This is a genomic window from Aureibaculum flavum (genome assembly GCF_016406085.1).
Classification (GTDB): domain Bacteria; phylum Bacteroidota; class Bacteroidia; order Flavobacteriales; family Flavobacteriaceae; genus Aureibaculum; species Aureibaculum flavum.
In genome coordinates this window covers 66,013-89,975 of the sequence record NZ_JAEHFJ010000005.1, presented here as the reverse complement: position 1 = coordinate 89,975, position 23,963 = coordinate 66,013, and the positions used below count along the sequence as shown (strand labels likewise).

The 23,963-nt window shown below is 33.0% G+C and carries 20 protein-coding genes and 2 riboswitches; all 20 genes read right to left on the bottom strand.

What is annotated here, in order from left to right; genetic code table 11:
* Positions 1-3: 3 nt before the first annotated feature.
* The 20 genes from metH to JBL43_RS11100 all read right to left on the bottom strand — a co-directional run bounded on the left by metH (position 4) and on the right by JBL43_RS11100 (position 23,856).
* Positions 4-2,688: a methionine synthase gene (gene metH, locus JBL43_RS11195; RefSeq protein WP_198841531.1), complete on the bottom strand. Its 2,685-nt coding sequence runs from the start codon at positions 2,686-2,688 to the stop codon at positions 4-6.
* Positions 2,689-2,970 (bottom strand): antibiotic biosynthesis monooxygenase family protein, encoded by a 282-nt coding sequence (locus JBL43_RS11190; RefSeq protein ID WP_138951482.1) that lies wholly within the window; start codon positions 2,968-2,970, stop codon positions 2,689-2,691.
* The gene (locus tag JBL43_RS11185) at positions 2,967-3,971 is read right to left on the bottom strand and encodes a homocysteine S-methyltransferase family protein (protein WP_198841530.1); all 1,005 of its coding nucleotides are present in this window, start codon (positions 3,969-3,971) and stop codon (positions 2,967-2,969) included. The genes JBL43_RS11190 and JBL43_RS11185 overlap by 4 nt, the downstream gene beginning before the upstream one ends.
* Before the next feature lie 147 nt (positions 3,972-4,118).
* Positions 4,119-4,224, bottom strand: a riboswitch (SAM riboswitch).
* Between the two features lie 58 nt (positions 4,225-4,282).
* A complete protein-coding gene (gene cysM / locus JBL43_RS11180) occupies positions 4,283-5,173 on the bottom strand; it encodes a cysteine synthase CysM (RefSeq protein ID WP_233098761.1) in 891 nt (296 codons plus the stop codon).
* Positions 5,160-5,930, bottom strand: coding sequence for a serine O-acetyltransferase EpsC (epsC, locus tag JBL43_RS11175; protein ID WP_198841529.1), 771 nt, complete (start codon positions 5,928-5,930; stop codon positions 5,160-5,162). The genes cysM and epsC overlap by 14 nt, the downstream gene beginning before the upstream one ends.
* 109 nt (positions 5,931-6,039) lie before the next feature.
* Positions 6,040-6,360 (bottom strand): 2Fe-2S iron-sulfur cluster-binding protein, encoded by a 321-nt coding sequence (locus JBL43_RS11170; protein WP_198841528.1) that lies wholly within the window; start codon positions 6,358-6,360, stop codon positions 6,040-6,042.
* 2 nt (positions 6,361-6,362) lie between these two features.
* Positions 6,363-7,412 (bottom strand): NAD(P)/FAD-dependent oxidoreductase, encoded by a 1,050-nt coding sequence (locus JBL43_RS11165; protein ID WP_198841527.1) that lies wholly within the window; start codon positions 7,410-7,412, stop codon positions 6,363-6,365.
* Positions 7,413-7,449: 37 nt separating this feature from the next.
* Entirely contained in the window at positions 7,450-8,034 is a 585-nt protein-coding gene (locus JBL43_RS11160) for a precorrin-2 dehydrogenase/sirohydrochlorin ferrochelatase family protein (protein ID WP_198841526.1), read from the bottom strand.
* Complete coding sequence (gene cobA / locus JBL43_RS11155; RefSeq protein WP_198841525.1) at positions 8,028-8,801, bottom strand: uroporphyrinogen-III C-methyltransferase; 774 nt, start codon at positions 8,799-8,801, stop codon at positions 8,028-8,030. The genes JBL43_RS11160 and cobA overlap by 7 nt, the downstream gene beginning before the upstream one ends.
* Positions 8,802-8,811: 10 nt before the next feature.
* Positions 8,812-10,914, bottom strand: coding sequence for a ferredoxin-like domain-containing protein (locus JBL43_RS11150; protein ID WP_198841524.1), 2,103 nt, complete (start codon positions 10,912-10,914; stop codon positions 8,812-8,814).
* 198 nt (positions 10,915-11,112) lie between these two features.
* Complete coding sequence (locus JBL43_RS11145) at positions 11,113-12,366, bottom strand: sulfate adenylyltransferase subunit 1 (RefSeq protein ID WP_198841523.1); 1,254 nt, start codon at positions 12,364-12,366, stop codon at positions 11,113-11,115.
* Between the two features lie 73 nt (positions 12,367-12,439).
* Positions 12,440-13,387 (bottom strand): sulfate adenylyltransferase subunit CysD, encoded by a 948-nt coding sequence (cysD, locus tag JBL43_RS11140; RefSeq protein ID WP_198841522.1) that lies wholly within the window; start codon positions 13,385-13,387, stop codon positions 12,440-12,442.
* A gap of 24 nt (positions 13,388-13,411) precedes the next feature.
* Entirely contained in the window at positions 13,412-14,026 is a 615-nt protein-coding gene (locus tag JBL43_RS11135; protein ID WP_198841813.1) for a phosphoadenosine phosphosulfate reductase domain-containing protein, read from the bottom strand.
* On the bottom strand, positions 14,026-14,283 hold the full coding sequence (locus JBL43_RS11130) for a DUF2061 domain-containing protein (RefSeq protein ID WP_198841521.1): 258 nt from the start codon (positions 14,281-14,283) through the stop codon (positions 14,026-14,028). Before JBL43_RS11130 ends, JBL43_RS11135 begins: the two co-directional genes overlap by 1 nt.
* Positions 14,284-14,541: 258 nt before the next feature.
* Positions 14,542-16,482, bottom strand: coding sequence for an AMP-dependent synthetase/ligase (locus tag JBL43_RS11125; RefSeq protein ID WP_198841520.1), 1,941 nt, complete (start codon positions 16,480-16,482; stop codon positions 14,542-14,544).
* Between the two features lie 102 nt (positions 16,483-16,584).
* Complete coding sequence (locus JBL43_RS11120; protein ID WP_138951502.1) at positions 16,585-16,992, bottom strand: RrF2 family transcriptional regulator; 408 nt, start codon at positions 16,990-16,992, stop codon at positions 16,585-16,587.
* 24 nt (positions 16,993-17,016) lie between these two features.
* Positions 17,017-18,192 carry an O-succinylhomoserine sulfhydrylase gene (locus JBL43_RS11115; RefSeq protein ID WP_198841519.1) on the bottom strand — a complete coding sequence of 392 codons (1,176 nt, stop codon included), beginning with the start codon at positions 18,190-18,192 and terminating at the stop codon, positions 17,017-17,019.
* 118 nt (positions 18,193-18,310) lie between these two features.
* Positions 18,311-21,700 (bottom strand): bifunctional aspartate kinase/homoserine dehydrogenase I, encoded by a 3,390-nt coding sequence (gene thrA, locus JBL43_RS11110; protein ID WP_198841518.1) that lies wholly within the window; start codon positions 21,698-21,700, stop codon positions 18,311-18,313.
* A 14-nt stretch (positions 21,701-21,714) separates the two neighbouring features.
* Positions 21,715-23,007, bottom strand: coding sequence for an O-acetylhomoserine aminocarboxypropyltransferase/cysteine synthase family protein (locus JBL43_RS11105; RefSeq protein WP_198841517.1), 1,293 nt, complete (start codon positions 23,005-23,007; stop codon positions 21,715-21,717).
* Positions 23,008-23,193: 186 nt separating this feature from the next.
* Positions 23,194-23,308, bottom strand: a riboswitch (SAM riboswitch).
* A gap of 146 nt (positions 23,309-23,454) precedes the next feature.
* On the bottom strand, positions 23,455-23,856 hold the full coding sequence (locus tag JBL43_RS11100; protein WP_198841516.1) for a DM13 domain-containing protein: 402 nt from the start codon (positions 23,854-23,856) through the stop codon (positions 23,455-23,457).
* Between the last annotated feature and the right edge of the window lie 107 nt (positions 23,857-23,963).

Below are 23,963 nucleotides of genomic sequence, written 5' to 3'. Positions count from 1 at the left end.
TATTTAATCTTCTGCCAAATTCGGGTTCAACCATTTTCTTGCTTCATCAAGCGGTATATTTCTACGTTTTGCATAGCTTTCTAATTGGTCTTCTTTTATTTTTCCTAGACCAAAATACTTAGCCTCTTCATTACCAAAATAATATCCAGACACACTTGAAGCTGGCCACATAGCAAGACTATCTGTAAGTTGCATTCCAATATTTTCTTCCACATTTAGCAACTCCCAAATGGTTCTCTTTTCAAGATGATCAGGACATGCAGGATAGCCTGGTGCCGGTCGAATACCTTTGTAACTTTCTTTTATCATCTCTTCGTTAGATAAATGCTCATTTACATCATACCCCCAATAATCAGTTCTAACTTTTTCGTGTATATATTCTGCAAAAGCTTCTGCTAGCCTATCCGCTAATGCCTTTACCATAATGGCATTATAATCATCTAAATTATCTTGAAATTCCTTAACAATCTCATCGGTACCAAAACCTGTAGTAACGGCAAAACAACCAATATAATCTTGTTTACCGCTCTCTTTAGGGGCTATAAAATCAGCCAACGCGTAACTTGGAATGCCCTGACGTCTTTTAAGTTGTTGCCTTAGCGTAATAAAAGAGTTTACTGCGTTACCGTTTTCATCATAAATTTCAATATCATCGTCATTTATTGCACTTGCAGGAAACAACCCAAAAATAGCTTTACCAGCCAATAATTTTTCATCAAAAATACGTTGTAATAAAATCTGTGCTTCTTTATAAATTATCGTGGCTTGCTCACCCACAACAGCATCAGTTAGTATATCAGGAAATTTACCATGAAGTTCCCAACTTCTAAAAAAGGGACTCCAATCTATATAATCCTTCAAAAGACTTAAATCAAAATCTTCAATAATTGTAACACCTAATTTTTTCGGGGTTGTAATTGTTGTATGTTTCCAGTCTATTTTATACTTCCGTTCTCTTGCAACTTCTAAGGTGGTGTATTCTTTAGCTTTCATACGACTTAAAAAATTATCTCTAAATTTATCGTACTCTTCTCTGATTTGTTTTTTAAACGCCTCATTATTCTTGTCTAACAGGTTACCAACAACGGTTACTGCCCTTGACGCATCATTAATATGCACTACTGTATTATTATACTTCGGCGAAATTTTGACAACCGTATGAGCCTTTGATGTTGTGGCACCACCAATCAATAGAGGAATGGTCATCCCGCTCTTTTCCATTTCTTCTGCCAGAAACGTCATCTCGTCTAAAGATGGTGTAATTAGACCACTTAAACCGATTGCATCCACATTATGTTTTATAGCCTCAGCAATAATTTTTTCTGGCGGTACCATCACACCTAAATCAACAATATCATAATTGTTACACGCTAAAACAACAGCAACAATATTTTTACCAATATCATGTACATCGCCCTTTACAGTAGCCATTAGAATTTTCCCTATTCCTTCTTTTGGAGCTTTAGGGTCTTTTGCAGCTTCTATAAATGGTTGTAAATAGGCTACTGCCTTTTTCATTACTCGTGCTGATTTTACCACTTGCGGTAAAAACATTTTCCCACTACCAAAAAGATCACCGACCACATTCATTCCGGTCATTAAATTAATTTCAATAACTTCTATCGGTCTTACAGCAGTTAGTCTCGCTTCTTCTACATCTTCAATGATAAAGGCATCAATTCCTTTAACCAATGCATGTGTAATTCTATCTTGCAACGGGTCATTTCGCCATAGATTTTTCGTAACATCATCTACCTTATCTTTTCCAACTACGGTTTCTGCAAATTCTAATAATCGTTCTGTAGCATCGTCACGTTTATCGAATAATACATCTTCAACACGTTCTAATAAATCTTTAGGAATATCGTCATAAACCTCTAACATTGTTGGATTTACAATACCCATTGTCATTCCATGTTGAATAGCATGGTACAAAAAAGCCGCATTAATCGCTTCTCTTACAGGATTGTTTCCTCTAAACGAGAAAGAAACATTACTTACTCCACCACTTACGTTGGCATGAGGTAAATTTTCACGAATCCACTTAGTAGCTTTAAAAAAGTCAAGTGCATTTAATCGGTGTTCTTCCAATCCAGTGGCAACTGGAAAAATATTTGGATCGAAAATAATATCTTGAGCTGGGAAACCAACTTTGTCCACCAAAACATCGTAAGAACGTTTACAAATTTCAATTCTTCTTTCGTAAGTATCCGCTTGTCCATCTTCATCAAATGCCATAACTATTACGGCTGCACCATAGCGTTTCACTAATTTTGCATGATGAATAAATTGCTCTTCACCTTCTTTTAAACTAATAGAATTTACAACGCCTTTACCCTGTACTACTTTTAGTCCGGCTTCTATAATGTGCCACTTTGAGCTATCAATCATCACTGGAACTCTAGCAATATCTGGTTCTGAAGCAATAAGATGTAAAAATTTCACCATTGCCTGTTCACCATCTAACATGCCCTCATCCATGTTTACATCGATAATTTGAGCACCTCCTTCTACTTGATCTCTAGCAACACTTAAGGCTTCATCAAACTTTTCTTCTTTAATTAACCTCAAGAATTTTCGAGAACCTGTAACATTGGTTCGTTCACCAACATTTACAAAATTACTCTCTGGTGTTAGAATTAATGGTTCTAAACCAGATAAGGTTAAATATTTCTTTTCGTCTTTCATTTATTTATAATGTTCTACAATTGGAAAAGGCTCATAATAATGGTGTAATAACGCTTTCCAATCTTGATACTCTGGTGATTTTCTAAAGCCAACTTCGTGATCTTCTATAGTATTCCAGTTTACTAATAATATATACTTATCTTCTTGCTCAACACATTTTTTAAGCTGATGAGAAACATATCCATTTTTAGATGCTATTATTTTTTGAGCTTCGTTAAAACTAATCTCAAAATCTTTAGACAATCCTTTTTTAATATGTAAAATAGCTACTTCTAAAATCATAAGGTTTGTTCTAAAACGCTCCTTGGTTTATATTTTTTTGCTACCTCAGCAATCGCTCTAATATGCTCTGGATTTGTACCACAACATCCTCCAATAATATTGATTAAATTATCTTTTAGATAGCCCTCAATTAAGGCTTGCATTTCTTCAGGAGTTTCGTCATATTCACCGAAAGCATTTGGCAACCCCGCGTTTGGGTGAGCAGACGTTAGAAAGGGAGTTATTCTAGATAATCTTTGTACATAGGGTTTTAATTGATCTGCTCCTAAAGCACAATTAAACCCTACACTTAAAATTGGAATATGAGAGATTGATATTAAAAAAGCTTCAACGGTTTGTCCAGACAATGTCCTACCTGAAGCATCGGTTATTGTACCCGAAACCATAATTGGAATATCAACGTTTTTCTCCTCTTTTACCTCCTCTATAGCAAATAATGCCGCTTTAGCATTTAACGTATCAAAGATGGTCTCTACCAACAATAAATCTACGCCACCATCAATGAGAGCTCCCACTTGTTGTTTATATGCAATACGTAATTCATCAAAAGTTACAGCCCTAAAAGAAGGATCATTCACATCTGGAGACATACTTGCCGTACGATTTGTGGGTCCAATTGAACCTGCTACAAATCTTGGTTTATGGGGTTCTTTTTCTGTAAATTCATCAGCAACTTCTCTGGCAATTTTTGCTGATTCAAAATTAAGTTCATATACAATATCTTGTAAATCATAATCTGCCATGGCAATGGTAGTTCCTGAAAAGGTATTGGTTTCAATAATATCTGCACCCACCTCTAGGAACTTGGCATGAATCTCCTTTATGGCTACTGGTTTTGTAATTGACAACAAATCATTATTTCCCTTTAAGGGTAAGTGAAAATCTTTAAAGCGTTCTCCTCTAAAGTCTTCTTCTGAAAATTTATATTGCTGTAACATGGTACCCATTGCACCATCTAATACTAAAATTCTTTTTTCTAATTCTTGTCGAATATTTTTCATCTGCATTTTTTTTATATCAGTTCATAGTTTATCCTTCCTTTTTAGGATAATTATAATATATGTGTTCGCAAGAATCGTGGAGTTTGAAAATCTCGTAGTTATCTAGCCTAAATTTTTAGTTTGACACTAAAAACCCTAAAACAACTATGGTTATAGGAAGAGTAGAATGTAGCACCTTCTTTATTCTGAGAAATCAGAAAAAGGGTTGCTAAGGTTTCATAGGGTCTAATCCCTCCACCTTTCTTGATAACATATATTAAAGAACTAATACTTAGGCACAAAATAAAGCAATAAATAACTTAAAACCAATTTTATTGAAACAAATCTGAAGACAAATATCGATCACCTATATCGCATATTATGGCAACAATCACTCCTTTTTCAATAGTCTCTGCAATTTTTAAAGCAGCACTAACTGAACCTCCGCTGCTCATGCCAGCAAACACACCTTCTTCTTTTGCCAATGTATTTGCTACATTTCTAGCGTCTTTTTCGCTAACCTCTATTATGGTATCTACTTTTGATCTGTTAAAGATTTCAGGTAAGTATTCTTCTGGCCATTTTCTGATACCGGGAATTTTAGCTCCATCTGCGGGCTGAGCACCTACTATTTCTATAGCTGCATTTTGTTCTTTCAAATAGGTAGAAACCCCCATAATAGTTCCCGTTGTACCCATCGCAGAAACAAAATGTGTGATTTCTCCTTCTGTATCTTTCCAGATTTCCGGACCTGTAGTTTTGTAATGAGCTTTCCAATTATCGTCATTCGAAAACTGATTAAGCATAAAGTACCCCTTATCTTTTTCTAGTTGTATAGCTAAATCACGAGCTCCTTCAATACCATTATCAGCTGGTGTTAAAATTAATTCTGCTCCATACGCCCTCATGGTTTTAATTCGTTCTTCTGTTGAATTCTCGGGCATAACCAATACCATATTTAATCCCAAAAGCTTTGCAATAAAAGCTAAAGCAATCCCAGTATTTCCACTAGTCGCTTCCACCAACGTATCTCCTTTACTAATATCTCCACGTTTTAAGGCTTCGTTAACCATGTTATATGCCGCACGATCTTTAACACTACCTCCAGGGTTTTTCCCTTCTAATTTTAAGAATAGACGTACCTTTTTATTTGAAGTAATATTTTTCGCTTCAACCAATGGTGTATTACCAATAATATCAATTATAGATTTACTTTGAATCATTATCTCTTGTTCTTATTTTAAATTCTTTTTGATAGGTTAAAATTGAGTTTTCGGGTACAGATTCGGTAAGGCATACATTTGCACCTATAATACTATTAGCTCCTACAACAACATCACCTCCTAAAATAGTAGCATTGGCATAAATAATAACATTATCTTCAATAGTGGGATGCCTTTTTGTACTCGCCAAACTCTTTTTTACTTGAATTCCTCCTAGCGTAACACCTTGATATATTTTTACATTATTTTTTATAATTGATGATTCACCAATTACTATTCCGGTAGCGTGATCTATAAAAAAAGAATCGCCAATAGTGGCACCGGGATGGATATCTACTCCCGTTAACCCATGCCCATATTCGCTCATCATTCTTGGTAAAATGGGGACTTTTAATTTATAAAGTTCATGACTTAATCTATAAATTGCAGTAGCATGAAAACCTGGATATGCCAAATACACTTCTTCTAAACTTTCTGCGGCAGGGTCATTTTCTTCAATAGACTTTGCATCTAAATTCAATTTGAATTGAATAGCTTCAAACTTTGATTGAAATTCTTCCCAAAGTTGCTGATTGCCATTTACATTAAGTCTATCTGTAATTTTTAAAAATGTACTTTTTAAAAAATCATAATTTTCAGCTTTAAAAACGCTATCAAACAAACTATAAAAAAGTTTTTTGGTAAATACCTCTACAGTATCTTTTAGACAGATGTTATAATTTCTAAGTTGTGGCTTTTCCTGAGAATGTAATTGCATAAATTAAAAACAGATTAAAGTGTTTGACTATAAAAACATTTAATGCAAAGGTATTAAGTTTAGCCATTTACAACACCACCTTAATTGAGGTTTTATAAAATAAACTTAATTATAATTCTGGTGCCAATTCAATTTCTAAACCGTGTAACGCTTCTGTTATCGGTATTTGACAACCAAGTCTACTATTTTCTTTCACATAGAACGCTTCAGACAGCATTGCCTCTTCCTCGTCTTGTATTTCTAACAAACTATGATCAGATAAAATATAGCATTGGCATGATGCACACATGGCCATACCACCACAAGTTCCCTCTACAGGAAGTTCATAGGATTTACAAACTTCCATTAAATTCATTGCCATATCAGTCGGTGCAAGTACCTCATGAATTACACCTTCTCTGTCTTTTATTTTTATTTTTACGTCAACCACCTCTATACTATTGCTTTAACTACTGCTTTTGGTGATTCTTTTCGGCTACCGTCAAATCCATTAATACCACTAACTGTAGTGTATTTCATTACATATTTTTTACCAGGATTCAACATTTTATATGCAGATTGGCACATTAAAGTAGCCTCATGAAATCCACATAAAATCAACTTCAATTTACCTGGATATGTATTTACATCACCAATAGCAAAAACACCAGGAATATTTGTTTGGTAATCAAACGTATCCACTTTTATAGCATTTTTTTCAATTTCTAGTCCCCAATTTCCAATAGGGCCTAACTTAGGTGACAATCCGAAAAGCGGAATAAAATGGTCAGTTTCAATACGTTCTTCTTTACCATCTTTTAACACTGATACGGCTTCTACTTTAGTATCTCCATGTAACTTGATTACTTCTGCAGGTGTTACTAAATTTATCTTACCCAACAGTTTTAATTCCTGAACCGTATCAACAGAATCTAATGCTCCTCTAAATTCATTTCTACGATGCACTAAGGTAACCTCACTCGCTACATCAGCTAAAAAGATTGCCCAGTCTAAAGCAGAATCTCCACCTCCAGAAATTACCACTTTTTTATTTCTATACACTTCAGGATCTTTTATAAAATATTCAACACCTTTATCTTCATAAAAAGAAATATTTTCAATTTTAGGTTTACGCGGCTCAAAACTACCTAATCCACCTGCAATTGCCACAATTGGGGCTTGATGTTTTGTCCCTTTATTTGTAGTGACAACAAAAGAACCATCTTCTTGTTTATCGATAGTTTCTGCACGTTCACCTAAGGTAAATCCTGGTTCAAATTGTTTACCCTGTTCTAGTAAATTATCTGTTAATTTACCAGCTAACACTTCAGGAAACCCTGGAATGTCATAAATAGGTTTCTTTGGATAAATTTCTGAACATTGTCCACCTGCAATTGGCAAAGCATCAATTAAATGACATCTTAACTTTAGTAATCCTGCTTCAAAGACCGTAAACAATCCTGTTGGACCCGCTCCTATTATTAATATATCTGTCTTAATCATTTTAATATTTTTTGATATTCCGATTTATAAAATCAATTTAATTTTTAATTAATAAAGTTTCTGTAAGCTTATTTAAGGCATCGACTTTTGACTTAAAAGTTCCTTTAATGGTCTTTCTAAATGAATTTAAATTACCCACCATTATGTTAATGTCATCTGGAATTACTTCTTCGAAAAATTGACGTAATCTTTTAGCTACTGTTGGCGATTCCCCATTGGTTGAAATTGCAATTTTTACATTACCCTTGGTAACAATCCCACCAAGGTAAAAATCACACATTTCAGGAGTATCTGCAACATTAACTAATAATTGTTTTTGTTTTGCATCCCTATAAATTTCAGCATTTACATCTTTATTATTTGTGGCGGCAATAACAATATGTTGCTTGTGTAAAATGTTTTGCGTGTAGGGTCTTTGCATCGTTAATATATCATGCTTTTTTGCCAATCCTAATAGCTTAGGAGAAAAGTCTAATGCTATTAAACCTACTTTCGCATTTGGACTCGATTTTAATAAAAAAGAAAGTTTCTCAAGTGCAACCTCTCCTCCTCCAACAATGATTATATTGAGTTGATTTACTTTTAAAAATATTGGATACAATTCATTTTTATCTCCTAACATACCTCTTGTTTTATTTGAACTTCTTGTTGAACTTTATCTAAAATATTTCTTTGATTTACTACGTCACCAATAACAATAATAGCTGGAGATGACAGTTTTTTTTCTTTTACAACTTCACTGATCGTTTCAATAGTTCCAAAACCGTATTTTTCATTTTCAGTTGTACCATTCTGGATAATAGCTACTGGTGTTTTTTGCTTATTCTCAGCAGAGAACAACGCTACAATTTCATCTAGTTTACCCATACCCATTAGAATAACAACGGTTGCAGATGATTTTGCTGCCAACGCAACATCGGTAGATATTTGATGAGATTTTGTAGTACCTGTAATTACCCAAAAACTCTCAGATGCTCCTCTTTTCGTCAATGGAATACCTTGATAAGCAGGTACTGCCATTGCTGAAGAAATTCCGGGTACCACAGCAGTTTCTAAACCAAATTGTTGAGCATATTCTATTTCTTCAGAACCTCTACCAAATATGTAAGGATCACCACCTTTTAATCGAACTACATGTCCATCAGATTTCGCTCTACTTACAATAATTTCATTGATTTGCTCTTGCTGATAACGGTAACATCCTTTTCGTTTACCTACAAATATTTTTTCAACACCAGCAGATGCATATTCCAAAAGGGCTACATTAATAAGTGCATCATACATAATAACATCAGCAGCTTGTATTGCTTTAATCGCCTTTAAAGTAATTAGTTCTGGATCTCCAGGACCAGCACCTACAACAGTCAATTTTGGTGTTTTTAAACTCATATCTATTTTTTTATACAGCTTTAGCTTCTAATTGTTTTTGAGCTTCTCTATACGCTCTAACTTTATTTAAAAACTGATTTGAATTTTCAATATACTTGGTAGCAAAATCTTCAGTTGGAGGAAATTTATTGATTTGGTATATCAAATCAGAAAATGAAGTTCCTAAAACTATTCTATCACTTTCAACAAAAAACTCATCAAACTGAGCAATAATACCAGCATGTGTATTTGTTTTTTTATTTTCAGCTAACAACATTGCTTTAGCTGAATTTACTAATGAACTATAAGCGTGATAAATAGCACTTGAATATACTTGATTACCAAATGCTTCTTCTGCATTTTCAATTTTCTCTTCACTTTCTAAAAACAGGGTAGCAATTAAATCAATAACAACACCTGCACATTCACCTATACCAATTTCTTTAAGGTACTTTTCTTCTTCACCCCAATCAATAAAATCAGATTGAACTAAATTAACTACGTCTTGTAAGTCATTTAAGAAATCGTAAAAATACTTTTCACCTTTTTCTTTATAATAGTCAACAAATTGTTTTCCGTTAGCATTTGCTTCAAAATCATTTAATATTCTTCTAAGTGCTTCTGGTCCTCTTTTACTTGGAACTTTTACTACTTTATCTGCAAAGGCTCCATTTCCGTTTCCTAAATTACCTCCACCTAACAATACTTGTAATGCTGGAGCAATTAATTTATCCGGAGTTCTTACGGTCATACCTTGAAAACCAATATTCGCCATATTATGCTGACCACAAGCATTCATACATCCACTTATTTTGATGACTAAATCTTCATTCTTTAAATATTGTGGGTATTCAGCTTTAAGCATACGCTCTAACTCTACTGCTATACCTGTACTACTAGCAATACCCAAATTACAAGTATCAGTACCAGGACACGCCGTAATATCTATGGCTTTATTATAACCCGCTTCAACAAATCCTAATTTCTCTAATTCTTGATAGAAAAGGGGAACTAAATCTTCCTTAACAAAAGGAATAACTATATTTTGACGTAGCGTTAAACGTATTTCACCAGCAGCATATGTGTCTACCAAATCTGCTAATAAACGTGCTTTATCTGTATAAAAATCACCCAACAACACTTTGATACCTATAGCAACATAACCTTCTTGCTTTTGAGGAATAAGGTTCGTAGATTTCCATAAATTGAATGCGTCTTGATCCTTAATTTCTACTTGAGGTGCTTCTACTGAAACTGGTTTTGAAGCTACATAACTAGCAGCATCAATTGCAATACTTTTAAACTCAATCGCCTTTTGCTCTTGAGCAATTAGTTCTTTAAAAGCATCTAAACCGATATCTTTTAACAAGAATTTCATTCTCGCTTTGGCTCTACTTTTACGCTCACCATAACGATCAAAAACCCTTAAAACACCTTCCATAATTGGAATAATTTTATCTGAAGCAACAAAATCATATAGCACATCGGCATGACGTGGTTGAGAACCTAAACCTCCAGCTACAACAACTTTAAAACCACGAATACCATTTTCAATTTTAGCAATGTAACCTATATCATGAAGGTAAGATAACCCCGTATCTTCATCTGTAGATGAGAAAGACACTTTAAATTTACGCCCCATTTCTTGACAAATTGGGTTACGTAAAAAGAATTTATAAATGGCATCGGCATAAGGCGACACATCAAAAGGTTCGTTAATATCTATTCCAGCAGTTTCAGATGCTGTTACATTTCTAACAACATTACCACAAGCTTCTCGAACGGTAACTTCATCTTTTTCTAATTCAGCCCATAACTCCGGAGTTCTATCTAAATCAACATAATGAATTTGAATATCTTGACGTGTAGTAATATGTAAACGTCCACGAGAATACTCATCAGATACTGCTGAAATTCTACGCAACTGATTGCTCTTTAATTTACCGAAAGGTATTTTAATACGGATCATTTGAACACCTGCTTGACGCTGACCATAAACACCGCGTGCTAAACGAAGACTTCTGAATTTTTCCTCATCAATTTTACCATTATGAAATAGCTCAATTTTATTCGCTAATTCTATAATATCTTTTTCTACAACTGGATTTTCTAATTCTGTTCTAAAACTTTGCATAATTGCTTACCTCACTTACCTTCCCGGAGGAAAAGAACTCTCTTATGGATTTCTGAGAGTATTTATATTTATATTTTCTCACTTTTTAATAACACCTATATCCTATAGAGTTACTAGTTTATTAAACGTGTTTTTTAATACACTTTTTTAACCACCTTAAATTCTCTTGAATTTGAATTAAATGACTATTACTTCAATTTAATTCTGACTGATGAAACCAGCTCCTACTGTGTTATTGGTTTGTGTATCAATTAATATAAATGAACCATTCGTTCTATGATTTTTAAAGGCATCATAAAAAATAGGTTTGTTTAATTTAAAAGAAACAGATGCTATATCATTAACGCCTAACCCTAAAACATCTTCATTAATACCTGAATAATCTGGATTTATTTTATGATGGATAGTGTCCACTTTTGCCAATACTTTATTCACTCCATGCTGAACAATATACTTAGCACCTGCAGTCAACTCTTTCGTATCCATCCAACATACTTGAGCCGTAAATTGCTTATCGATAGTTGGTATTTCACCAGCCTTAACAATCATATCTCCTCTACTCACATTAATATCATCTTCTAATGTTATAGTTACTGAAGATCTTCTTGATGCTGTTTGATACTTTTTATCATAAAAATAAATATCTTTTATTTTTGATTTTGTTTGTGATGGCAACACCACAACTTCATCCCCAACGCTTAACTCACCTCCATAAACTTTACCTGCATATCCTCTAAAATCATGAAATTCATCAGTCTTAGGTCGAATTACAAATTGTACCGGAAACCTAGGTGTGCCCACATTAAAAATGTCTTGTTTACCTAATGCTTCTAATCGATCTAAAATAGAAGGACCGTCGTACCAAGGCATATTTTCAGACTTACGTACAACATTATCACCTTTAAGTGCACTAACAGGCACAAAAGTTATCTTTTGATTTTGATAATCTCTTTTACTCATTAATGCTTCAAAATCAGCTTTTATAGCATTATATTTTTCTTCAGAATAATCAACAAGATCCATTTTATTAATAGCGACAACAACCTCTTTAATTCTTAAAAGGTTATTGATAAAAAAGTGGCGATTAGTTTGCTCTATTACTCCTTTTCTAGCATCAATTAAAATAATTGCCGCTTGTGAGGTCGATGCACCCGTAACCATATTTCTAGTATACTCAACATGGCCAGGAGTATCTGCTATTATATAACTTTTAGTAGCCGTTGAAAAATAGATATGAGCCACATCTATGGTAATACCTTGTTCTCTTTCCGCTACTAATCCATCAGTAGCTAAAGAAAAATCAAGATAATCATATCCTTTCTGTTTACTTGTTTTTTCAATGGCTTCTAACTTATCATCTGTTAAAGATTTTGTATCATAAAGTATTCTTCCTATTAAGGTACTTTTACCATCATCTACGCTACCTGCCGTTGCTATTTTTAAAACTTCCATAATCTAATTTGTATTCTGTTTTCAGTCATATCTTTGATGAACTGATTACTATAACTGGCTATCGCCTTACCTACTAAAAGTACCCTTGTTGTTTCCGTTTTTCCATAGCCGCTTCGCTACGTTTATCATCTATTCTTGCTCCTCTTTCTGAAATTGTAGATGCTCTTATTTCTCTAACAACAGATGTAATATCTGCTGCATCAGAAAGTACTGCTGCGGTACAACTCATATCACCTACGGTTCTAAAACGCACTACACGATCAACAACCTCTTCATTGTCATCTCTATAAACGATACCGTCATCTGCTGTCCAAATCATACCGTCTCTTACAAAAGTTGCTCTGGTATGAGCAAAATAAATTGATGGAATTTCAATGTCTTCTTTTTCTATATAAGACCAAACATCTAATTCAGTCCAATTTGAAATTGGAAAAACTCTTACATTTTGACCTAACTCAATTTCACCATTTAACATGTCAAATAATTCTGGTCTTTGTTTCTTTTCATCCCATTGTCCAAAGTCATCTCTTACAGAAAATATTCTTTCTTTAGCTCTCGCTTTTTCCTCATCTCTTCTAGCTCCACCAATACATGCATCAAATTTAAATTCTTCAATAGCATCTAACAATGTTGTTGTTTGTAATTGATTTCTACTTGAATATCTTCCAGATTCTTCTTTTACTTTTCCTTGATCAATAGAGTCTTGTACATTTCTAATAATCAATTCCAGACCCAATTCTTTAACCAATCTATCTCTAAACTCGATAGTTTCCGGAAAGTTATGCCCCGTATCAATATGCATTAAAGGGAACGGAATTTTAGCAGGATAAAAAGCCTTTTGAGCCAACCTTACTAAAGTAATTGAATCTTTACCTCCTGAAAATAATAACACAGGTTTTTCAAATTGTGCTGCTACTTCTCTAAAAATATAAATTGCTTCATTTTCTAAAGAATTTATTGATGCTGTATTATTAATCACTGCTGTACTTTTTATATGTTCTAATTTTTCTATCGTCTCCATTTCTCTATAGTTTGTTACTGTATCTTATGAATGTAATCCACATTCTCTATTTTCTAACACTTTTGTTGGATCAAAGTATTTAAATTCATTTGGCAAACTATTTACCTCTAAATAAGCATCCAATTCTTCATCACTATAATGATAAAATGGACTCACTTTTAATAAACCATTCGCATCTTGCGATAAAATATCAATACTATCTCTAAACGCAGTTTGCCCTTTTCTTAAGTTTGTAAACCACACATCTGGTGTATGTTCTGCCATGGCTCTTTTGAACGGCTCTAATTTTACTTGTTCCGTAAATATTTTATGTTTTGGATCATCTACATTCGGAATACCTAAAACCACATCTCTATGAGCTGAAGTTTGCTTTGGAACATATAATTTTATATTTAATTTTAATTTATCAATCAACTCCTCAGCATGTTTATAGGTATTTGGCGTATTATAACCCGTATCACACCAAATTATTTTAATATCTTTTTTAACCTGAGATACTGCATGCAAAATTGCAACTTCATAAGGTCTAAAGTTTGTGGTAAGTACAGGTGCTTTTGCTAGAGTTATTGCCCATTCAATAATTTGCACAGGTGTTTTCGTACTTAGATCTTTATTAAGTTGTTCTAAATTCAATTCCATTATTTCCCCCATTTTATGTTGTTCCATGCTCTTTCGTGAAAGAAATAAAGTACCATTTTTGAAATAAATTCTAATGCTCCAATAGAAAGTGCTAATGCAATTGTACCAGTAATTAACCACGATATAATTACAGTATCTATAGTACCAATAATTCTCCAACTAATGGTTTTTGCTACACTGCGTTTCACATGCTCCTTATTCCCTGAAGTCTTTTCTTTAGCTTCTACTCTACTATTAATCAGGCTATCGATTATCATATAAATTCATTTTTACAATTATCCTATCGGCTTACTAGGATATAATGCAAATGTAAAAGAAATATTGTATCGATAGTAAAAACAAACTGATAAAATTGAATATTTTTTTAATTTTTTAACATATCACAATATTCTTTGTAACATGTGTACAAATCAGTAATCAATTAAGTTTTTTCTTGAATATATGATAAAGGTTACTTTTATAGGTATGAATAAACAAGTTTGGATTGCAGTATTATATTAAATACATTCAGAACCTTACTCTTCAAAAAACAATTTATTTAGAACTTGCTTGTTTTTTTCTGCAGATATACCTTGTGCTTCTTTTCCATACATTAAATCCAAACGATCTTGATATTTTGTGGTAATTTTATGACGCACCATTTTTAACGTAGAATTGATCAGGAAGTTTGCTTCAGAAAACTCTTCTTTTATGATTTGAAAATTAGAAGGAATCCATTTAGGTGGAAACTTCCCCTTAAATTCAGGTTGTTTACTAAAAGCTAATAATTCCTTTTTCAATTTCTGAAGTACCTGATCCGCATCAACCTTTTTGTGTGCTTTAATAAAAGACTGAACATGCATCCTATTTAATGTAATTAATGCAGTAGTATATTTTTTATGATCATTATAAATCATAATTTGTTCAATTAAAGGAGAAACATTAATAACAGCCTCCTCTATTTCTTCCGGTGAATATTTTTCACCATCTTCTGAGATCAACAATGCCTTTTCTCTACCTACTACAACTAAAAAGTTATCTTGATCTATAAAACCTAAATCGCCAGTAAATAGCCAGCCTTCTTTTATGGTTTCTTTAGTGGCCTCTTCATTTTTATAATACCCCTTCATCACATTATCTCCTTTTATACAGATTTCCCCTCTTTGTCCTTTGGGAAGTTCGATACCATTTTCGTCACAAATTTTACATAACATATTGTTTAAAATAATACCGGATGTTCCCATTTTATGAGCGAAAGGCGTATTTGTTGAAATAATTGGTGACGCCTCTGTTAGTCCGTACCCCTGATATACAGGAATACCAATCGCTTTATAGAATTGCTGTTGTTTAATATCGAGTAAAGCACCTCCACCAACAAAAAATTCAATTTCAGAACCAAAAATTAAACGAAGTTTTTTAAATATTAATTTTTCTGCAATACTATAATTAAAGTATGTTACCAGCTGAGTCATTACACCAGGTTTAGTAAAACCATCACCATTTCTTCGAATTCCCGCTTTTAAACCACGCTTGAAAATTCCTTCAATAAATGGTCCTTTTGTTTTAATTCCATCCTTTATCTTATTTATAAAATTTCCAGTTAAGGCTGGTACTGTCAATAAAAAATTGGGTTTCGCTTCCACCAAATTTATAGGAATGTTTTTTAACGCATTCATACCACCTCCACGAGCATCGACAAAATGAATAGAAATACCACAGACCAATGCTGTATATAAACCAATAGTATGAGCAAATGAATGATCTGTTGGTAAAATAATCAATGTAGAAATTAGCTCTCCAATTTTAAAAGTATTTACAGCCTCATTACTATTAGAAAAATAATTTAAATGGGTTAACATTATCCCTTTTGGGTTACCTGTTGTACCCGAAGTATAGGAGATTGTTACAACATCATCTTCTTGAGTGCTCTTTTCATTTTCTTCAATTTTCTTTAAGTTTACTTCTAATTTCGAAACCCCTAGCTCATACAAATCATCGATAAAAAGAAGTTCTTTTTCATCAAAATTAGCGGCTTTACAAATTTCACTAATTTTAGCAGAAGGCTTATCAAGTATAATAATCTTCAAATCTATATTTTCATATAAATTCCAAGATCCAATAACTTTTTCTAAGGTATTTTCTGAAATTACAAAAAACTTAGCTCCAGAATGGTTAACGCGAAAAGGCACTTCTTCTGGTAATAATTTTATAGATAGAGGAACAATAACGCTACTTGCATATAGAGTTGCAAATTCTGAAATTACCCAATCTATTTTCGCTTCAGATAAAATGGCGACTTTATCTTTAGCATTTACTCCCAATTCAATAAATGCAGAGGCTAACTTTAATGCCCTTTCTTTAGCCTCACTAAAGGTAATCCTATCCCAACCAGAATCGTTTTTTTGACTTAAATAATTATTATTTTTATAGGTAACAGATGCCTCGTTGAGCATCTTAAACACAGTACGTTTTTGCATTATATTAAATTCTAGGAATCAAAAATAAGCTATTTTTTTCGCCTTTTAAAAATTCGAAAAAGAATAGTGAATGGATTTTGATTGAAAAGGAAAAAAGAAGTATTAAATGAGATCAGCAAGTGTTTTGTGATCAAATATTTTCAGCGTACTGTCTCTTACCTCTAGCATAAGATGACGGACTTCACATGTTTCTTCATCAACACAGTCTGCACATTTTTCATAAAAATTAAGACTAACACAAGGTGTCAAAGCAATGGGACCTTCTAAAACACGGATAACGTCAGACATTTTTATGTCTTCAGGATTTTTTAATAAGTAGTAACCACCACCTTTACCCTTTTTTGATCCTAAGAATCCACTTTTACGCAACGTCAATAAAATACTTTCTAAAAATTTTCTAGAGATATTCTCCTTTTCAGAAATGGTGGCAATCTGAACTGGTGTTCTATCCTTTTCTCTTGCCAAATAGGAAAGAGCCTTAAGTCCGTATTTTGTTTTTTTTGAAAGCATTGTACTGCGAAAGTACTAAATTTTTTAACTACTTTTTAGTGCTTGATCTAAATCTTGAATTATATCATTTACATTCTCTAACCCCACAGAAACTCTTACTAAACCGTCAGTAATTCCGGTTTCTAATCTATCTTCTTTACTTAATTTACCGTGTGTTGTAGAGGCAGGATGCGTAACAATAGTTCTCGTATCACCTAAATTTGCAGAAAGCGAACAGATTTCTAAAGCATTTAAAAACTTTTTACCAGCTTCTACTCCTCCTTTAACTTCAAAAGCTACAATATTACCACCGGCCTTCATTTGTTTTTTAGCAATAGCATATTGTGGGTGCGACTTTAAAAAAGGATACTTTACTATATTAACATGCCCATGGCTTTCTAAAAATTCTGCAATTTTTAAAGCATTTTCACAATGCTTATCTACTCGAACCGCCAAGGTTTCTAAACTTTTTGATAACACCCATGCATTAAAGGGAGACAATGCTGGCCCTGTGTTTCTTGCAAATAAATAAATTTCTCTGATTAAATCAGCTCTTCCCACGGTAACTCCCCCCATTACTCTACCTTGTCCGTCAATTAATTTAGTGGCAGAATGTATTACCAAATCAGCTCCAAATTTTATAGGATTCTGCAAATAAGGTGTGGCAAAACAATTATCAATTACAAGTAATATATTATGCTTTTTAGCAATATTACCCAACAGTTCTAAATCTAAAATATCAACAGCAGGGTTGGTAGGACTCTCGGCATATAAAATTTTAGTATTCGGTGTAATTAAACTTTCAATTTTATCTAATTCATCAATTTTAAAATAACTCGTAGTAATATTCCATTTTGGTAAAAACTTTGTAAATAAACCATGAGTAGAACCAAAAACAGAACGTGCAGAAACAATATGATCTCCTGCATTTAACAACGCTGCAAAGGTTGAGAAAACGGCAGACATACCTGTTGCAAAAGCAACACCTTGTTCCGCTCCTTCCATTTTACAAATTTTATCCACAAATTCTGAATTATTTGGATTTGTAAAACGACTGTAAATATTACGTTCTTTTTCTTCAGCAAAAGAAGCCCGCATATCTTCAGCATCTTCAAACACAAAACTAGACGTTAAATATATAGGATTAGAATGTTCTAAAAATTGTGAACGCTCAGTTTGAGTTCTGATGGCTTCTGTTTCGAAGTTTTTTTGTTTAGACATGCATACTATTTTAGATTTGAAATGAACAGAGACAGTTATATTAGTTACTTGAACACCCCTAAAGTCCCCTCAAGGGGGCAATTGTTAAATTTAAACTTTTTTTAGTAACAAAGATGTTTTACCCCAACTTCTCCGTCAACCTTAAAATATCACCAAAAACACCTCTTGCAGTAACTGCTGCTCCGGCACCTGCACCTTGAATAACAATAGGTTGGTCTCCATAAGATTCCGTATAAATTTCAAAAATAGAATCACTACCTTTTACTTGACCTAATGGACTATCTTCTGGCACAGAATCTAATTGCACATTTAATTTTGCACCATCATCTTTCGATAAATCACCAGACAAATCGCCTACATATCTAAGTACATGATTGGGTTTTTGATCTTGTTTTACAGTAGTATAAACGTTATCTAATTCGGCAATTCTAGTTAAAAATTCATCAGAAGAAACCGCTCTTAAATTCTCTGGAATCAAATTTTGAATTTGCACATCTTCCAATTCATTTTTTAAATCTAATTCACGTGCTAAAATCAATAATTTTCTAGCCACATCATTACCACATAAATCTTCCCTAGCATCTGGCTCTGTAAACCCGTTATCAATGGCCTCTTTTAAAATAACGCTAAATGGCCTATCCTCTACTGAAAAATGATTGAACAAATAGCTTAAAGATCCTGAAAAGACACCTCTAATTCTAGTTATATTTTCACCTGAAAGGTGTAACAACTGAATGGTATCAATTAATGGTAACCCTGCACCAACATTGGTTTCGTATAAATAATTTTTTTGATTTTTTGACAATACCTCTCTGAGTTCCTCATAAAAATCTAATCCGATAGTATTTCCAATTTTATTTGAAGACACTAAGTCAAATCCATTTTCCGCCAACTTGATATAGTTAGCCACAAAATCTTTACTTGCTGTATTGTCAACTGCGATTAAATTTTCCAAATGATTTTGATTCGAAAAAGTGATGATATCATCTACAGTATATGATATACCATCATTTACAATATCAGATTGCCAAGTTTCTTTTACGCCATTTCTATCAAGCAAGACTTTCTTAGAATTACCAACACCAAAAATATTTAGTTTTATACCTTTTCGTTTTTCTATACCGTCTTTAGAATTTATAATTTGATTGATCAAAGTTCCACCAACCAAGCCATGTCCAAAAATGGCTATATTTATCTTTTTAGAAATGCCAAATATCTCACTGTGTATCACATTAAGAGCTTTATGCAATTGCTCTTTTTTAACCACAATACTTACATTTTTTCCAGAAATAGTATTGTTAAATAATAAAGGTACTACTTGATTTTTAACAAGAGAGTTAAAAGGTTTATGAAAAGAACTCAAATCAATTCCTATCAAAGAAATAACGGAAACCTGATCTATAACACTTATTTTATTTACATCTTGAGAATAAAAATCACTTTCAAATTCACGCTCTAAAGCAACAACTGCTTGAGTAGCTTTTTCTGCATCTACTACTAAACCTATACCACGTTCTGAAGAACCTTGAGAGATAATACTTACACTAATATCATGATTTCCTAACGCCCTAAATATTCTTGCATCTACACCTACTTTACCTAATAAACCACGACCTTCAAAATTAATTAATGCCGTGTCTTCTAATACAGAAAGCGATTTAATACCTTTAGAACTTGCTCTAGCTGTAATTAAAGTACCTTCATCTTCAGGGTTAAAGGTATTTAATATTCTTAAGTTTATATTTTTTTCAATTAACGGAATAATCGTTTTAGCATGTAAAATTGTAGCTCCAAAATTTGCTAACTCATTGGCTTCACTATAAGAAAGTTCCTTTATTTTTCTTGCATCAGCAACCATATCAGGATTTGCCGTATAAATCCCATCTACGTGTGTATAGTTTTGTAACTCTTCAGCATCTAAATAATTGGCTAATAAAGCAGCCGTATAATTACTACCATTTCTACCCAACGTCGTGGTTTCATTTTTTTGATTAGAAGCAATAAACCCAGTAACAATATTTACCGTTGTACCATTAAATTTTTTGAAGTGCTCTATTACATTCTCTTTAGAGATTTTACCAACGGGTTGTGCATTCCCAAAGTTCTCATCTGTTTTTATTAAGGCTCTAGCATCAGTAATATTTGTATTAACACCCTGATCCTTTAATACATTTGCAAGTAACTTTACAGAGAGTAATTCACCTTGAGCTAACACTTGATCTTTTATTTTTTGACTATAATCTCCTAATAATTGAACCCCATTAAAAAGTTTATCGAGTATGGCAAATTCATCAGTAAAATCAATGTTCTCATAAATATCTCGTTGGTATTTCTTAAAAGTATCTAACGCTTCATGATAATCTTCATTTTTAACTGCTTTTTCAAGAATTGACTCCAATTCATTTGTCGCATTACCACGAGCAGAGACTACCACAGCAATTTTATCACCTTGATCTACCTTTCCCTTAATAATGGAAACTACTTTATTGATGCCCTCTCCATTAGCAAGCGATTTACCTCCAAATTTTAATATCTTCATTCTTTTTGTTTCAGACGAAGGCCTAAATACACCTTCAATAATTTTTTCTAATTGGTCAAACTCTATTAAAAAAGCATCGTGCCCGTGTACCGAATTAATTTCATTATAGGTAACATTAGGATGCGTTAATGCCAATTTTAGTTGTGTTTCTCTATTTTCTTCTGCTGTAAAGAACATGTCAGAATCTACACCTACCAAATGAATATTAGCAGAAATAGTATCTAAAATTTTATCAGAATTATCTTTAGAGGCATCAATGCTTTTAAGCAATTGATTCATTAATTTATATGCAGATAACTGAAAGCGTTCTTGTAACTTTTTACCATGATGCAACAACCAACTCTCTACATTAAAAACATCTAATTCTTCATTTTTAGAACGATGAAAACGCTCCTTAAAAGATTCTGGAGTTCTATAACATAGCATGGCATGCATTCTGGCATCATGCACAGGACTACTGGAATTTAATAAAAATTGTTCTTGAATTTGACAATTGGCTATCAACCAATCGGTCGATTTCCAATCTGAAGCTACGGGAATCAAATTTTCCGTAATTTCTGGTGATAACACTGCCATTTCCCATGCAATTCCTCCACCTAAAGAACCTCCAACAATAGCAAACAATTTGTTCACTTTCACCTGTTTTAATCCCAATAAAAATAAACGTGCTATATCTCTAGCTACAAAATCTTTGTAATTTTCAATTACAAAACCATCATAACCATTCCCTGGAATATTAAAAGCCAGCACGGTAAACTTTTTAGTATCAATTACCTTATCATCACCTACTAAATCTGTCCACCATCCACCCTCACCAGCAACATTACTATTCCCTGTTAAAGCGTGGTTAATCAAAACAATTGGTGCCGAATGAAGTTCTTTACCAAAAATTTGATAACTCAACGGGATTTCTTCGTAAGAAACCCCTGACTGAGTTACATAATTATGTATGCTGATTTTTGAAAGCATGTTTTATTACTAGATTAAGCTAATACACTTTTATCAATTGCGGCAAATGCCTCTTCTAAATCAGCTTTTAAATCTTCTATATCTTCTAAACCAACTGATAATCTAATCAAATCTTGACCTACACCAGCATCAGCTTGTTGTTCTGCAGTTAACTGCTGATGAGTTGTACTTGCTGGATGAATTATTAGCGATTTTGTATCACCAATATTTGCTAACAAAGAAAATATTTTGGTTGCATCAGTAACTTTTTTGGCCGATTCAAATCCGCCTTTTACACCAAAAGTTACCAATCCGCTTTGACCTTTTGGCAAGTATTCTTTTGCTAATGCATTGTACTTATTACTTTCTAAACCTGGGTAATTAACCCAAACAACTTCGTCTCTACTTTCTAACCAAGTTGCCAATTCAAGAGCATTAGCACTATGTTGTTTAATTCTAACTGGTAATGTTTCTAAACCTTGTATAATTTGAAAAGCATTAAATGGACTTAAAGCTCCACCAAAATCACGCAAACCTTCCAATATTAATTTAAAAGTAAATGCTGCGGCACCTAAAGCTTCGCTATACACTAAACCGTGGTAACCTGCAGTAGGTTCTGTAAATTCAGGAAATTTACCATTTGTCCAATCAAAAGTTCCTGCATCAATAATTGCTCCACCTAATGAAGTTCCTTGTCCGCCAATATATTTAGTAAGTGAATGAATTACCAGGTTCGCTCCATGTTCAATTGGGTTTAATAAGGCAGGAGTTGCTACGGTATTATCTACAATAAAAGGTACTTGAGCTGCCTTAGCTTCTTTTGATATTGCTTTTAAATCTAGCACATCTAATTTTGGATTACCCAAAGATTCTACAAAAAAGGCTCTTGTATTCTCTTTAACCGCTTTACCGAAATTTTCAGGGTCAGAAGCATCTACAAAAGTAGTTGTTATACCTAATCTTGGTAAAGTAACATTTAAAAGGTTATAGGTACCGCCATACAAACTGCTTGATGCAACAATATGATCTCCAGCTTTTAAAAGCGTTAAAAGGCCTGTTGAAATAGCCGCTGATCCTGATGCGAAAACTACTGCTCCAACACCACCTTCAACTGCAGCCAATCGGCTTTGTAATATTTCATTTGTTGGATTATTTAATCGTGTGTAAATAAAACCTAATTCTTTTAATGAAAATAAGTTTGCGGCGTGGTCTGTATTATCAAAAACATATGATGATGTTTGATAGATAGGAACAGCTCTTGTTCCTCCATTGGTTTTTGTGTCGTGGCCTGCGTGTAATGCATTGGTTGCTAATTTGAGTGTACTCATTTTTCTGAAATTAAATTATTAAATAAAATTGACTCGATTTTCGAGACAAATACTTTGTAATTGAACTTATAAGTATAGCGTTAAGTCAAAATCTAGGCATAATCTGATACCTCTTTTGTACTAAATCTTTATACTAGAAAAATGTTATTAAGAAATACATAAAAATTACTAAAAGTAATTTTGTCTGTGTTATCTATCCTAAAGCTTAAAAACTTTTTTGGTAGAATTTAGCACCTTCTTTAAAGATTAAAGGGTTGCTAAGGCTTCAACGGGTCTATCCCTCTGCCTTTCTTGATAACAATTTCAATAAGTAATTGAACTTACGTTGCAAATATTGCAAAACAATTCTAATATATCAAAGCTTTTTCTTAACTTTTTTTAGAATCTATATGAATAACGTAAAATATAAACTTTTATGTTTTCTTCAATTGTCTTACTCTAGATATCCTATTTAAGTTCTGCATGCCCAAAACTTACGGAAAAATCTACACACCAAATATCTACAATTTTATATTTAGACACATCTGTATTTTCCGGAATTGCATATGAATAATTGCCAGAAACACCTTTTAAATCTCCTAAAGAAACAAAATCAGATGAGCCAACAGCAGTTGTAAGATACACTAATAGCTTAGGTCCATTATCAGTTTTAAAATTGGTAAAATTTAATGTTTTTAAGTCAGAGCTAACCGATACTTTACCCGTTGTGGTATGGGCACCCGAAACAAAATCTCCAGCTTGAATTTCAACTTCTTCCATCTCTTCTTGTTCAGCTTGCATTTCACCATCAGAAGACGAGCAATTCAAAAAAAATACCATTATAAATGACAATATCAATACCTTTCGCATATTTGTAGTTTTGGGTTTTGTCGTAACAATTAACAGAAGCTTACGCAAAAATAAAAATTACCAAAATTTTAATATTACTTTATATGTTATGACTTTTATTTTTCTAC